We start from the raw sequence: 12,464 nt of genomic DNA, 5'->3' as shown, positions 1-12,464 counted from the left end.
CGCGACCCGGCCGGCCGACCCGCCGGCCCCGCTGCTCGGGCTGGACGCCGCCGGCGGGCTGGCCGCGCTGCGCGGCCTGCTGGCCCGGCCGTTGGCCTCCTACTATCTGCTGCTCTCCAGCGCCGGCCTGCTGCTGCTGATCGGCCTCACCATGGTCTTCTCGGCGACCAGCGTCCGGGACTACGCGGAGGACGGCGACGCCTCGGCTTCGCTGGTCCGGCAGACCGTCTTCGCGGTGATCGGCATCGTGGCGTTCTGGGCCTGCCAGCGGCTGCCCGCCCGCACCTTCCGGGCGCTGGGCCGGCCGGCGCTCGGCGTGGCGGTGGTGCTGCTGCTTCTGCTCAACCTGCTGGTCGCGCTGGAGGCGCTGTTCCGGGTCAAGTCGATCGGTCCGCTGAAGGCCGAGCTGCTCTGGCTCTGGCTCGGCCCGATCTCGGTGCAGCCGGTCGAGGTGGCCAAGTTCGCGCTGGTGCTCTGGGGTGCGCACGTGCTGGCCCGCAAGGGCGCCGCGCTGGGCTGGTGGAAGGAGTTGGCCACCCCGCTCTTCCCGGTGGTCGGCCTGCTCTGCGTGCTGGTCGGGTACAACGACCTGGGCAGCATGCTCTGCCTGCTGGCCCTGGTGGTCGGCCTGCTCTGGGCGGCCGGCGTCCGGCGGCGGGTCTTCGCCGCCCTCTCCGCGGTCGGCCTGCTCGGCGTCGGCCTGCTGGTCGCCGCCGCCTCCCTGGGTGCCGGCTCGGGCTCGCGCGACGCCGCCAACTACCGGCTGACCCGGCTCACCTCGTTCCTCGACCCGCCCGACCCGAAGACCTGCTTCCAGCAGGAGTTGGAGGGCTGCTACCAGCTCATCCAGGCCCGCTACGCGATCGGGCACGGCGGCTGGTTCGGGGTCGGGCTGGGCAAGAGCACCTTCAAGTGGGCCTGGCTGCCCGAGGCGCACAACGACTTCATCTTTGCGATCATCGCCGAGGAGTTGGGCGTGGTCGGCTGCACCGTGGTGCTGGTGCTCTTCGCCGTGCTGGCGTACACCGGGCTGCGGATCGCCCGGCGGGTGGAGGACCCGTTCCGCCGGCTCGCCGCGGCCGGCGTCACCGCCTGGCTGGTCGGCCAGGCGGTGATCAACGTCGGCGGGGTCACCGGGCTGCTGCCGCTGACCGGCGTGCCGCTGCCGTTCATCTCCGACGGCGGCAGCGCCCTGGTGGTCACCCTGGCGGCCGTCGGGATGCTCGCCTCCTTCGCCCGGGCCGAGCCGGATGCGGCCCGAGCCCTGCATGCCCGTCCGCCGGCCCGGTGGGTCCGACTACTCTGGGCCCCGTTGCCGCCGCTTCCCGGCCGACGCCGCCGCCCGGCGTCGCCACCGGCGGACCGTGGGTCCGTACCCCGGTCCCGGTCGCGGCGGGAGGACGACCAGGCCGCAGCCCGCGGCGCCCGGCGGGGCCGGACGCGCGCCGGGACGGCGAGCGAGAGGAGGCGCTGATGGGTCCGCTGCGTTCGGTGGTGCTCTGCGGAGGAGGCACGGGCGGGCATATCTACCCGTTGCTGGCCTTCGCCGACTGCCTGCGCCGACACGACCCCAGCGTCCGGATCACCTGCCTCGGCACACCCAAGGGGCTGGAGAACGAGCTGATCCCGCCGGCCGGCTACGACCTGCGGCAGATCCCGGCCTACCAGCTGCCCCGCTCGGTCAACATGAGCCTGGTCCGCACGCCGGACCGGATGTGGAAGGCGGCCCGCGCGGCGGGCAAGGTGATCGACGAGGTGCGGGCCGACGTCGTGGTCGGCTTCGGGGGGTACGTCTCGGTGCCCGGCTACCTGGCCGCGTGGCGGCGGGAGCTGCCGATCGTCATCCACGAGGTGAACGTGCCGCCGGGGGTGGCCAACCGGCTCGGGATGAAGTTCACCAAGCACGTCGCGGTGGGCTTCCCGCACCAGCCGAGCCAGGCCGAGTCGCTGCGCAACGCCCGCGTGGTCGGGGTGCCGCTGCGGCGGGGCATCGCCGGCCTGGACCGGGCCGCCATGCGCAACGCCGCCCGCGCCCACTTCGGACTCCGCCCGGACCTGCCGGTGCTCTTCGTCGCCGGCGGCTCGCAGGGCGCCCGCTCGATCAACCTGGCGGTCTCCGGGGCGGCCAAGGAGCTGGCCCGCCACGGCGTGCAGGTACTGCACGTGATCGGGGCCCGCAACGAGCCGGTCTCCATCCCCACCGACCTGCCGGTGCCGTACGTGACCCTGCCCTACCTGTCCGAGATGGAGCTGGGCTACGCCGCCGCCGACCTGATGCTGGCCAGAGGCGGCGCGATGACCTGTGCCGAGGTGGCCGCCATCGGGCTGCCCGCCATCTACGTGCCGTACCCGCACAGCAACCAGGAGCAGAAGCGCAACGCGCTGCCCGTGGTGGAGGCCGGCGGCGGGCTGCTCGTCGACGACGCCGAGCTGACCCCGGACTGGCTGGAGCGGACGGTCATCCCGCTGGTCCGCGACCCGCAGCGGCTCGCCGCGATGGGTGCCGCCGCGGCCGCGTACGGCCGGCGCGACGGCGACGTCGCCCTGCTGAACTTCGTCTACGAGGCGGTGGCTCGGTGAGCGCGAGGAGTGAGCTTGCGAGCCCCGCGGTCGCGAACAACGACGGCACTGTGACGGTCGCCACCGCGACGGGAAGGTACCTCTCATGAACACCGCGCAGTTCACGCCCGCCGGCACGATGACCGCGGAGGACCTGGGCCGGATCCACCTGATCGGGGTGGGCGGGGTCGGCATGAGCGGCCTGGCCCGGCTGTTCCTCACCCGGGGCCTGCCGGTCTCCGGCAGCGAGCTGCGGGAGTGGCCGTCCCTGGCCGGCCTGCGGGCGCTGGGCGGCACCATCCACTCCACGCACGAGGCGGCGAACCTCGACGGGGTGGACACCGTGGTCTACTCGTCGGCCATCCCGCAGGACCACCTGGAGATGGTCGAGGCGCGCCGGCGGGGCCTGCGGGTGCTGCACCGCTCCGAGGCCCTGGCCGCCGCGATGACCGGCCGCCGGACGGTGGCGGTCGCCGGCACCCACGGCAAGACCACCACCACCTCGATGGTCACCATGGTGCTCCAGCAGGCCGGCACCGACCCGTCCTTCGTGATCGGCGGGGAGATCTCCGAGGTGGGCTCGGGCGCGCACCACGGCACGGGTGAACACTTCGTGGTCGAAGCGGACGAGAGCGACCGCTCGTTCCTCATCTACCGCCCGTACGTCTCGATCATCACGAACATCGAGGCGGATCACCTCAACACGTACGGCGACCTGGCCAACCTGGAGGCGACGTTCGCCGACTTCGCCCGGCTCACCGACCCCGCGGGGTTCATCATCACCTGCGCCGATGACCCGGGCGGCCGGCGGCTGGCCGAGACGCTGCGCGCCGAGGGACGCCGGGTGTGGACGTACGGCGAGTCGCCCGACGCCGACCTGCGGCTGAGCGGGATGGCCTCCTCCGCGCAGGGGGTGCGCTACCTGGCCGAGATCGACGGCCGGTCGCTGGGCGAGATCCGGCTGCCGATCCCGGGGCGGCACATGGGACTGAACAGCGCCTCGGCGGTGCTCGCCGCGTACCTGCTGGACCTGCCGATCGAGGCGGCCGAGGCGGCGCTGGGCGCGTTCCCCGGGGTCCGGCGGCGCTTCGAGCGCAAGGGCGTCGCGGACGACGTGCTGGTCTACGACGAGTACGCGTACCATCCGACGTCGATGACGCTGGCCCTGCAGACGCTGCGCGAGGTGGCCGGCGAGGGCCGGCTGATCGTGGTCTTCCAGCCGTACCGGCTCTATCGCACGCGCGACCTCCAGGCGGAGATCGCCGCCGCCCTCGGCATCGCCGACGAGCTGGTGCTGCTCGAGGTGTTCGGCCCGGGCGAGCTGCGCCAGCCGGGTGAGGGCTCGGTCGCGCTGCTCGCGGCGGTGCCGCTGCCGCCCGACCGGAAGGTCTTCGTCGAGGCCTGGGACGACGTGCCGGCCGAGGTGGCGCGCCGGGCCCGCCCCGGCGACGTCGTGGTGACCATGGGTGCGCCGCCGATCTCGCTGATGGGCGACCAGCTGCTCGACGCCCTGCTGGCCCGCACCGGGGCGGCGGGCGACGCGGCGGCGATCGGCACCGGCGTCGGTCCGGACGGCGCGGCGGCCACGACCGGATGAGCCCCGGCCCGGCGCGCGGCCGGACCCCGGGTCAGGACGGCGGGGCCGGCCGGCGCAACCCGGTGCGGCGGTGGCAGCTGGTCCGGGCCGGCGCCGACGCCGTCCCGCCGTCGACCCGACGGTTCATGGCCCGGGCCCGGCAGCGCCGGATGCGCGCGGCGCTGCCCTGGGCGGTCGCCGCCGGCGTGCTCGTGGTCGCCGGGCTGGTGGCCTGGACCCTGCTGGGCACCGGCCTGTTCGGCGTCCGCCAGGTCCGGGTGGTCGGGGCGAAGCTGGTCACCCCGGTCGAGGTGCGCGACGCCGTGGGGATCCCGGATGACACGCCGCTGGCCCGGGTGGACCTGGCGGCGGCGGCCCGGCGGGTGGGCGCCCTCGCGCCGGTGGAACGGGCCACGGTGGAGCGGGACTGGCCGGGCACCCTGGTGATCCGGGTGGTGGAGCGGAGCCCGGTGGCGGTGGTGCCACAGGGCGACCGGTTCGCGGTGATCGACCGTGCGGGGGTCCCGTTCCAGGACGTGCCCCAGGCCCCGGCCGGGTTGCCGGTGATCCGGGTGGGCCGGCCGGCCGCGGCCGACCCGGGCACCCGGGCCGGGCTGGAGGTGCTGGGCGCGCTCAGCCCGCAGCTGCGCGCCGAGCTGGTCTCGGTGGACGTGGCCGGGCTGGCCCGGATCACCGTGCGGCTGCACGAGGGCCGGACGGTGGTCTGGGGGGACGCGACCCGCAGCGCGGACAAGTCCAGGGTGGCCACCGCGCTGCTCGGTCGGAAGGCCGACACGATCGATGTCAGCGCCCCGGACGTGGTCACCTTCCGGTGATCCGCCGGTCAGCGGACGTGAGCCGCCCCGCTCCCGCCGGCGACACGCCGGAAAGGTCCTTGGCTCATCGCGCGGCGGCGCTTACGTTGCCCCGAAGAGATCAGTGGTTGACATAGCTCTAAGCCTCTAGTAGAGGGTGAGGGTTTCAGCCCTCACCCTCGCTGGGAACTGCTCCGCCGCTGATCTGGCCAAGCCGTGTGGGGTCGGCCCATGCCAATCTCGAAGGGAAAGGACCGGAGATGACACCTCCGCACAACTACCTGGCGGTCATCAAGGTCGTCGGCATCGGGGGCGGCGGCGTCAACGCCGTCAACCGGATGATCGAGGTTGGGCTCAAGGGCGTCGAGTTCATCGCGATCAACACCGATGCCCAGGCGCTGCTGATGAGCGACGCGGACGTCAAGCTCGACGTCGGCCGGGAACTGACCCGGGGGCTGGGCGCCGGCGCCAACCCGGACGTCGGCAAGAACGCCGCCGAGGACCACCGCGACGAGATCGAGGAGGTGCTCAAGGGCGCCGACATGGTCTTCGTGACCTGCGGCGAGGGCGGCGGCACGGGCACCGGCGGCGCGCCGGTGGTGGCGAACATCGCCCGCAAGCTCGGTGCGCTCACCATTGGCGTGGTCACCCGGCCGTTCTCGTTCGAGGGGAAGCGCCGCCAGGTGCAGGCCGAGGCCGGCATCGAGGAGCTGCGCAACCAGTGCGACACGCTCATCGTCATCCCGAACGACCGGCTGCTCGCGCTCGGCGACCGCAACATCTCCATGATGGACGCCTTCCGCACCGCCGACCAGGTGCTGCTCTCCGGTGTCCAGGGCATCACCGACCTGATCACCACGCCGGGTCTGATCAACCTGGACTTCGCCGACGTCAAGAGCGTGATGAGCGGCGCCGGCAGCGCGCTGATGGGCATCGGCAGCGCCCGCGGCGAGAACCGCGCGGTCGAGGCGGCCGAGGCGGCCATCTCCAGCCCCCTGCTGGAGCAGAGCATGGACGGCGCGCGCGGCGTGCTGCTCTCCATCGCCGGCGGCTCCGACCTGGGCCTGTTCGAGATCAACGACGCGGCGCAGTTGGTCACCGACGCGGCCCACCCGGACGCCAACATCATCTTCGGCGCGGTCATCGACGACGCGCTCGGCGACGAGGTGCGGGTGACCGTGATCGCGGCGGGCTTCGACGGGGGTGCGCCCGCGTACAAGGCGGTCGAGCCGGCCCGCAAGACCAACCAGAACCAGCCGACCCAGCCGAACACGCCGGTGACGCCGCCGACCACCATGCCGACCCCGCAGCAGTCGCCGCGCCGGGTGCTCTTCGACGACGTCGACGTGCCCGACTTCCTCAAGAACGGGTCCTGAGCCGCGCCGATGACCGACACACCAGCCACGGTGCGCCCGGACCGGCGCGCCGAGCTCGCGTCCGGGCTCGCCCGGATCCGAGCGCGTATCGCCGACGCCTGCGCGGCCGCCGGCCGGGACCGGAGCGAGGTCACCCTGGTCGCGGTGACCAAGACGTACCCGGCCGGCGACGTGGTGGCGCTGGCCGGGCTCGGCGTGACCGACGTCGGGGAGAACCGCGACCAGGAGGCGGCCCCGAAGGCCGCCGAGGTGGCGGCGGCCGGGGTGACCCCGCGGTGGCACTTCATCGGCCAGCTGCAGCGCAACAAGTGCCGTTCGGTGGTCCGGTACGCCGACGTCGTCCAGTCGGTCGACAGCGTGCGCCTGGCCGCCGCCCTCGACGCCGCCGCGGCGGCCGGCCGGGACCGGCCGCTGGACGTGCTGGTGCAGGTGAGCATCGACGGCGACGCGGCCCGGGGCGGGGCGCTGCCCGACGTGGCGGACCCCGACCGGGGGCTCGGTCCGGTGGCCGAGGCGGTGGCCGGGTCCGGGGCGCTGCGGCTGGGTGGGCTGATGGCGGTGGCGCCGCTGGGCTGGGAGCCGGAACGGGCGTTCGCCCGGCTGGCCGAGGTGGCGCAGCGGTTCCGCGTCCGGCATCCGGAGGCGACCGCGCTGTCGGCCGGCATGAGTGGGGATCTGGAAACCGCGATCGAATATGGCGCGACACATGTCCGCGTCGGCAGCGCGTTGCTCGGAATGCGCCCCACGCTGCGGTAGCCTGACCGCGAAAGAAGCAAATTACATCAGTGTTGTTTTCAGGAACGGCGTTCCCGTAGCCGGGGGCCGTGGCGGGCGGACCGCGAACCGCTCGTCCGGGGATTGCCGATCCGGTCCGGTGGGCATTTTGAAGCCCACTCGTGATCAAGCGACACGGCACGGGGGTGCGTGCCGCACGGCGGACGGAAGGGCGCGGGGATGGGTGCACTGCGCAAGGCGGGGGTCTGGCTCGGGCTCGTCGAGGAGGACGATGACCGGGCCTACGACGACGGTGGTTACGACAAGGGTGGCTACCGGGACTCGCGCTACCGGTCGAGCCGGTACTCGGAGGAGTTCGCCGACGAGGACGACGAGGAGCCCGAGGAGCCGCCGGCGACCCGTTCCCGGCTGGGCGACCGCGGCCGGCTGACCGAGCGCGTCTCGAGCCGCGGCGGGGACGTCGACCGGGCCGAGGCGGAGCGCCCGGAGCGGGCCGACCGGTCCAGCGTCCGGTCGATCACCCGCTCGGGCGCCGGGGAGACCTCCGGCGCGCTCACCTACCACACCCGGGACAACCTCGCCCTGGCCCCGCAGGTGCAGCCCCGCGAGCGGACGGTGGCGGCCGAGGAGGAGCAGCGCTACCAGATCACCACCCTGCACCCGACCACCTACCGCGAGGCGCGCACGATCGGCGAGCACTTCCGCGACGGGGTGCCGGTGATCATCAACCTCACCGAGATGGACGAGGCGGACGCGCGCCGGCTGGTCGACTTCGCCGCCGGGCTCGCGTTCGGGCTGCGCGGTACGATCGAGCGCGTGACCAACCGGGTGTTCCTGCTCTCACCGGCCAATGTCCAGGTCACCGCGGAGGACAAGGCCAAGATCGCTGAGGGCGGCTTTTTCAGCCTGAGCTAGCCCGACCGAGGGACGTCGCCTGCCGTGTTGTCGATTCTGTTCCAGGTGCTGTATCTGCTCCTTTATCTGTTCCTGCTTGTGCTTTTGGCCCGATTTGTCCTTGGCGCCGTTCTGGCCTACGGTCGCCGCTGGCAACCGGGGCGGGGAGCGGCGGCGGGACTGGAATCGGTGTGGAGCGTCACTGATCCGCCTCTGCGGGCGTTGAGGCGTGTGATCCCTCCGCTGCGAATTGGTACCGTGAGCATCGACCTGGCCTCCCTTGTGCTCCTGGTTATCCTGTTCGTGCTGATGGAGTTCGTGTTAGATCCGCTGATCAGGTCTTTCGCCTGACCAGCGCGCTTTCGCGGCCGCAACTGACCCGAGGAGTTTCGATGCCGCTGACCCCGGCCGACGTCCACAACGTCGCCTTCAAAAAGCCGCCGATCGGCAAGCGGGGGTATGACGAGGAGGAGGTCGACGCCTTCCTGGACGAGGTCGAGCGCGAGCTCGCCCGTCTGATCGAGGAGAACAACGAGCTGCGCGCCCAGGTGGAGCGCGGGGGCCGCGGCGGCGCTCCGGCCGGCCCCGGCGGCGACGCCCGACTCGCAGCCGAGCTCAACGACGTCAAGGCCCAGCTCGACCGGGTGCAGCGCGACAAGGCCGCCGCCGAGCAGGCCGCCCGCGCCATGCAGGCCGAGCTGGAGCAGGTCCGTGCCCAGGGCGGCCCAGCCGCCGGCGGCGACGGCGAGCAGCAGGCGCTGCGGGTGCTGATGATGGCCCAGCGGACCGCCGACGACCACGTGTCGGACGCCCGCCGCGAGGCCGACCAGCTGCTCTCCGAGGCCCGTACCAAGGCCGAGGAGGTCACCCGCGAGGCCCGCGCCAAGGCCGACGCCCTCGAGCGGGACGCCCGCCAGCGGCACCAGGAGGCCATGGGCGGCCTGGACGCCAAGCGCACCGCGCTGCAGAAGCACATCGAGGAGCTCAAGCAGTTCGAGCGCGAGTACCGCACCCGCCTCAAGGCCTACCTGGAGAGCCAGCTGCGCGACCTCGACGGTCGCGGCCAGGGCCTGGAGGCCGAGATGAACCGCACCGAGAGCGTCCGCTCCGGCGGGGGCAGCAACGGCCTCGCCACCGCCGGCCTCGCCGGCTCCTACGGCGGCGGCCGCGCGGGCTCCATCGAGTCCGGCCGCTGATCCGCCACCGGCGGCCGTCCGCACGACGGCCGCCGGACGCGCAGCCCGACACGACGCGGCGGGGGTGAGCCGTGATAGTCGCCAGCATCCTGCTCATCCTCGTCGCGGTCGTGCTCCTGGTGGCCGGGCTGGCCAACGGGTCCAGTCCGCTGCTGATCACCTCCATCGCGGTCAGCCTGCTGGCCGCCGTCGCCCTGGTCGCGGGCACCCGCCAGGCGGCCGCCAGCCGGGGCACGGCGGATCGGGGGGCCGGGCCGCGCAACCGCGGCCGGACCGGGTCGGACGGCCCGCCGTACGACCCGCGGGTCGGTGAGCCGGAGATCCCGGTCCAGCACATCCCGTCGACGGTCGGCACCGGTGCACCCGGGTGGCGGCAACCACCCGAGCCGCCGGTGACCGACCGGGACGACCCGCCGCCGCAGGCCTACTCCCCGCGCGAGGGGTACCCGCCGCCCGGCCCGCGGGAGCCGTCCGCCGACCAGGTCGATCCGGCGCCGGACGCCCCGGCGCCCACCTCGCCGGCGGCCGACGGCCCGTTCGACGGCGACCCTTCGGCGCAGGACCTGTCGGCCCCGGACCTGGCCCGGCTGGCCCGGCTCGACGCCGAGGTCCGGGTGGTCGACGGCCACCCGCGCTTCCACCTGCCCGGCTGCCCCCACCTGGTCGGCCGGGACGACGAACCGCTGCCCGTCGCCGAGGCGGTCGGGCTCGGCTTCACCCCGTGCGCCCGCTGCGCGCCGGCCACCGTCCTGCTCGCCGACGCCCGGCCCGGCCGAGGATGACCATGGACGCCCCGCTCACCGTCGCCGTACGCGTGAAACCCGGCGCCGCCCGGGCCCGGGTCGGCGGACGCTTCGACGGCCCGCACGGGCCGGCCCTGGTCATCGCCGTGCACGCCCCCGCCGTGGACGGGCGCGCCACCGAGGCGGCCCGTCGGGCCCTGGCCGACGCCCTCGGGGTCCGGCCGGCGGCGGTCTCCCTGCGCGCCGGCGCGGCCAGCCGGGACAAGCTCTTCCTCGTCGAGCGCCCGGCCGCCGGGCTGCCCGACGTGCTGCGCCGGCTGCGCGACGGATCGGCCGAGTGAGGACCGCCCGGGCCGGCCGCGGATGACCCCCGGGCTCGATCTCGCGCTGCTGCTCGGCGCGGCCGTCCTGCTGGTGGCCGTGGGCGCGGTGCGCTTTTCCACCCGGCTCGGCGTGCCCAGTCTGCTGGTCTACCTCGCGCTCGGGGTGGCGATCGGCGAGGCCGGGCTGGGCATCCGGTTCCACGACGTCGAGCTGACCCGAGTGCTCGGGTTCATGGCCCTCATCGTGATCATCGCGGAGGGTGGGCTGACCGCCCGGTGGAGCACCCTGCGCCCGGTGCTCGGGATGGCCGCCGCGCTCTCCACGGTCGGCGTGCTGGTCAGCATCCTGGTGGTCGGGCTGGTGGTGCACCTCCTGCTCGGGCTGGACTGGCGGCTGGCCCTGCTCTACGGGGCGGTGCTCTCCTCGACCGACGCGGCGGCCGTCTTCGCCACCCTGCGCCGGCTGCGCCTGCCGCCCCGCCTGGTGGCCACCCTGGAGGCCGAGTCGGGCATGAACGACGCCCCGGTGGTGATCGTGGTGCTGCTGCTCTCCCGGGGGGTCACGGACGCCCACCCGTGGTGGTACGAGGTCCTCCTGGTCGGTTACGAGCTGGGCATGGGCGCGGCGGTCGGGGTGGCCTCCGGGATCACCGGCCGGTACGCGCTGCGCCGGGCGGCGCTCCCGTCGGCCGGGCTCTACCCGATCGCCGTGGTCGGCTTCACGGTGCTGGCGTACGCGGCCGGCGCGGTGCTGCACGCCTCCGGCTTCCTCGCCGTCTACGTCGCCGGGGTGCTGCTCGGCAACGCCCGGCTGCCGCACCGGCAGGCCATCCTCGGCTTCGCCGACGGGCTGGCCTGGTTGGCGCAGATCGGCCTGTTCGTCCTGCTGGGCCTGCTGGTCTCGCCGAGCCGGCTGGACGCGGCGGTGCTGCCGGCCGTGGTCACCGGGCTGGCCCTGCTGCTCCTGGCCCGCCCGCTGTCGGTGGCGGTCGCCGCGCTGCCGTTCCGGATCCGCCCGCGCGAGCAGCTCTTCCTGTCCTGGGCCGGGCTGCGCGGCGCGGTGCCCATCGTCCTGGCCACCATCCCGCTGTCGGCGCGGGTGCCGGGGGCGGAGCGGCTCTTCGACGCCGTCTTCGTGCTGGTGGTGATCTTCACGTTGCTCCAGGCCGGGACCCTCGCTCCGGCGGCCCGCCGGCTCGGGGTGACGGCGCCGGCCGAGGCGGCCGAGATCCGGGTGGAGACCGCCCCGCTGGAGCGGATGCGGGCCGACCTGCTCCAGGTGGAGGTGCCCCCGGGCTCGCGGCTGGGCGGGGTGCACGTGGACGAGCTGCGGCTGCCGGTGGGCGCCTCGGTGACCCTGGTGCTGCGCGACGGGGCGGGCTTCGTGCCCGGCCTGGACACCCGGCTGAAGGTCGGGGACAGCCTGCTCATCGTCGCCACGGCCGAGGTCCGCGACGAGGTGGAGCAGCGGCTGCGCGCGGTGAGCCGTCGCGGGCGACTGGCCCGCTGGTTTGGCGAGTACGGCGAGGACCGGGACGGTTGATCTGCTAGCGTTCCTTTTGCCCCGATTGGTGGCTGTTCGGGGCTGAATCGCGGTGCGACGGTGCGGCACGTTGTCGGACGCCTGTACGTTCCGTATTCTTGCCACCCTCCGGAGTGCACGGCCCTCGTCGCCGTGCGCCCGTTTTTGCACCTGGGGGACACCCGCGGCGGCGTCCCCTGCCCAGGCACCGCCGACCGCCGCGGCACGCGGCCAAGGGAGCTGACGATGGCGAAGCCAGCCGACACCAAAACCGCCGGCCGCAAGCCGGTGGCGAAGGCCACCCGCAGCGCGGCGGAGACCGAGAAGATCCGGGCCGCTCTGGCGGCGCGGCGGGACGAGCTCAACGCCGAGTACGATCAGACGCTGAGCGAGATCACCGAGCTGCAGCGCGATCGGCTGACCGACTCGGCCGGGGACGACCAGGCCGACACCGGCACCAAGACGTTCGAGCGGGAGCAGGAGATCTCTCTCGCCAACAGCATCAAGGAGCGGATCACGCAGGTCGAGCGCGCACTGGAGCGCCTCGACGAGGGTGGGTACGGCTGGTGCGAGCGGTGCGGCAACCCGATCCCGGTGGAGCGGCTCGCCGCGTTCCCGTCGGCCACCCTCTGCGTGACCTGCAAGCAGCTGGAGGAGCGGCGCTGAGGTCCGCTCCCCGGCGGCTGGTCGGAGACGGTGGGGGCCACCGTCGGGAGCGTCGATGG

Annotated in this window: 13 protein-coding genes; all 13 read left to right on the top strand. The window is 74.0% G+C overall.

The window, feature by feature from the left end:
- The first annotated feature begins 31 nt into the window (after positions 1–31).
- Positions 32–1,474 (top strand): FtsW/RodA/SpoVE family cell cycle protein, encoded by a 1,443-nt coding sequence (locus ACY34I_RS04170; protein ID WP_462752981.1) that lies wholly within the window; start codon positions 32–34, stop codon positions 1,472–1,474.
- The gene (gene murG, locus ACY34I_RS04165; RefSeq protein WP_462752614.1) at positions 1,474–2,580 is read left to right on the top strand and encodes an undecaprenyldiphospho-muramoylpentapeptide beta-N-acetylglucosaminyltransferase; all 1,107 of its coding nucleotides are present in this window, start codon (positions 1,474–1,476) and stop codon (positions 2,578–2,580) included. The genes ACY34I_RS04170 and murG overlap by 1 nt, the downstream gene beginning before the upstream one ends.
- 85 nt (positions 2,581–2,665) lie before the next feature.
- Positions 2,666–4,156 (top strand): UDP-N-acetylmuramate--L-alanine ligase, encoded by a 1,491-nt coding sequence (gene murC, locus ACY34I_RS04160; protein WP_462752612.1) that lies wholly within the window; start codon positions 2,666–2,668, stop codon positions 4,154–4,156.
- Entirely contained in the window at positions 4,153–4,971 is an 819-nt protein-coding gene (locus tag ACY34I_RS04155) for a cell division protein FtsQ/DivIB (RefSeq protein ID WP_462752610.1), read from the top strand. Before murC ends, ACY34I_RS04155 begins: the two co-directional genes overlap by 4 nt.
- 239 nt (positions 4,972–5,210) lie before the next feature.
- Complete coding sequence (ftsZ, locus tag ACY34I_RS04150) at positions 5,211–6,326, top strand: cell division protein FtsZ (protein ID WP_148796566.1); 1,116 nt, start codon at positions 5,211–5,213, stop codon at positions 6,324–6,326.
- A 9-nt stretch (positions 6,327–6,335) separates the two neighbouring features.
- Entirely contained in the window at positions 6,336–7,082 is a 747-nt protein-coding gene (locus ACY34I_RS04145) for a YggS family pyridoxal phosphate-dependent enzyme (protein WP_462752607.1), read from the top strand.
- A 198-nt stretch (positions 7,083–7,280) separates the two neighbouring features.
- A complete protein-coding gene (locus ACY34I_RS04140; protein ID WP_462752605.1) occupies positions 7,281–7,976 on the top strand; it encodes a cell division protein SepF in 696 nt (231 codons plus the stop codon).
- Positions 7,977–8,000: 24 nt separating this feature from the next.
- Positions 8,001–8,306 (top strand): YggT family protein, encoded by a 306-nt coding sequence (locus tag ACY34I_RS04135; RefSeq protein WP_462752603.1) that lies wholly within the window; start codon positions 8,001–8,003, stop codon positions 8,304–8,306.
- A 41-nt stretch (positions 8,307–8,347) separates the two neighbouring features.
- Positions 8,348–9,151 (top strand): DivIVA domain-containing protein, encoded by an 804-nt coding sequence (locus ACY34I_RS04130; protein ID WP_148796574.1) that lies wholly within the window; start codon positions 8,348–8,350, stop codon positions 9,149–9,151.
- 71 nt (positions 9,152–9,222) lie between these two features.
- On the top strand, positions 9,223–9,933 hold the full coding sequence (locus tag ACY34I_RS04125; protein ID WP_462752600.1) for a hypothetical protein: 711 nt from the start codon (positions 9,223–9,225) through the stop codon (positions 9,931–9,933).
- Entirely contained in the window at positions 9,930–10,235 is a 306-nt protein-coding gene (locus tag ACY34I_RS04120) for a DUF167 domain-containing protein (protein ID WP_148796578.1), read from the top strand. Before ACY34I_RS04125 ends, ACY34I_RS04120 begins: the two co-directional genes overlap by 4 nt.
- Positions 10,236–10,257: 22 nt before the next feature.
- On the top strand, positions 10,258–11,760 hold the full coding sequence (locus ACY34I_RS04115; protein ID WP_462752597.1) for a potassium/proton antiporter: 1,503 nt from the start codon (positions 10,258–10,260) through the stop codon (positions 11,758–11,760).
- A gap of 225 nt (positions 11,761–11,985) precedes the next feature.
- The gene (locus ACY34I_RS04110; protein WP_046569752.1) at positions 11,986–12,405 is read left to right on the top strand and encodes a TraR/DksA family transcriptional regulator; all 420 of its coding nucleotides are present in this window, start codon (positions 11,986–11,988) and stop codon (positions 12,403–12,405) included.
- The last annotated feature ends 59 nt before the right edge of the window (positions 12,406–12,464 follow it).

The organism is Micromonospora sp. RTBAU3-60 (assembly GCF_054963695.1).
Note: the sequence above shows the minus strand (reverse complement) of the source record. Positions and strands in the feature narration are given on the sequence as shown.

Bases quoted from the DNA above. Each gene is read 5' to 3' on its own strand.
- ACY34I_RS04115 (WP_462752597.1), top strand. From the start codon at position 10,258: ATGACCCCCGGGCTCGATCTCGCGCTGCTGCTCGGCGCGGCCGTCCTG.
- ACY34I_RS04155 (WP_462752610.1), top strand. From the start codon at position 4,153: ATGAGCCCCGGCCCGGCGCGCGGCCGGACCCCGGGTCAGGACGGCGGG.
- ACY34I_RS04130 (WP_148796574.1), top strand. From the start codon at position 8,348: ATGCCGCTGACCCCGGCCGACGTCCACAACGTCGCCTTCAAAAAGCCG.
- ACY34I_RS04140 (WP_462752605.1), top strand. From the start codon at position 7,281: ATGGGTGCACTGCGCAAGGCGGGGGTCTGGCTCGGGCTCGTCGAGGAG.
- murC (WP_462752612.1), top strand. From the start codon at position 2,666: ATGAACACCGCGCAGTTCACGCCCGCCGGCACGATGACCGCGGAGGAC.
- ACY34I_RS04120 (WP_148796578.1), top strand. From the start codon at position 9,930: ATGACCATGGACGCCCCGCTCACCGTCGCCGTACGCGTGAAACCCGGC.
- ftsZ (WP_148796566.1), top strand. From the start codon at position 5,211: ATGACACCTCCGCACAACTACCTGGCGGTCATCAAGGTCGTCGGCATC.
- ACY34I_RS04110 (WP_046569752.1), top strand. From the start codon at position 11,986: ATGGCGAAGCCAGCCGACACCAAAACCGCCGGCCGCAAGCCGGTGGCG.
- ACY34I_RS04145 (WP_462752607.1), top strand. From the start codon at position 6,336: ATGACCGACACACCAGCCACGGTGCGCCCGGACCGGCGCGCCGAGCTC.
- murG (WP_462752614.1), top strand. From the start codon at position 1,474: ATGGGTCCGCTGCGTTCGGTGGTGCTCTGCGGAGGAGGCACGGGCGGG.